This window comes from Pseudomonas floridensis (assembly GCF_002087235.1).
GTDB lineage: Bacteria > Pseudomonadota > Gammaproteobacteria > Pseudomonadales > Pseudomonadaceae > Aquipseudomonas > Aquipseudomonas floridensis.
In genome coordinates this window covers 1-673 of the sequence record NZ_MUIO01000201.1, presented here as the reverse complement: position 1 = coordinate 673, position 673 = coordinate 1, and the positions used below count along the sequence as shown (strand labels likewise).

1 protein-coding gene is annotated in these 673 nt (G+C 63.7%); it reads right to left on the bottom strand.

Annotation, left to right across the window (positions count from 1 at the left end):
• The coding region (locus tag BZK31_RS28190; RefSeq protein ID WP_157900823.1) for a glycosyltransferase family 4 protein at nucleotides 1–673 on the bottom strand (673 nt) is incomplete at both ends.

Here is a 673-nt window from a genome sequence, read left to right as displayed (position 1 = left end):
CCTCGAGCAACTGCCGCTCGAACTGATCGATGATCGCCTGCCACCCCTGACGGCTGGCATGTTGTCTTGCGTTAAGACGCACACGGCGCAGCGTCTCATCGTCTTCCAGCATCCACAGCGCGGCATCGATGAATGCCGCCTCATCAGCGGGCATGGCCAGCGCGCCGTTGTGGCCGTGGCGAATATGCTGCCCGGCGGCGGCTTCATCGTAAGCCACCACGCCCAGGCCCGAGGCCAGCGCTTCGAGCACCACATTGCCGAAGGTTTCGGTCAGGCTCGGGAACAGGAACATGTCGCCCGAAGCGTAATGCATCGCCAGCGCCTCGCCGCGTTGGGTGCCACAGAAAATCGCTTCGGGAAGCTGTTGTTCCAGCGTCGCACGCTGTGGCCCGTCACCGACGATGATCAGTTTCAGGTTGCGCTCCGGGTAGCGCGTCTTCAGCGCCTCGAAACTGGTCTTGAGCAGGCCCAGATTCTTCTCCGGTGCCAGCCTGCCAACATGAATCACACCGATGTCAGTCGGGCCGAGGCCCCAGCTTTCGCGCAGCGCTTGCGAGCGTCTGGAAGGGTGGAACAACTGACTGTCCACGCCACGCGACAACAGCGCGATCCGCTCGAAGCCGCGCCGCTCCAGCTCGACCTTCTGGCTGACACTGGGCACCAGCGTGACCCG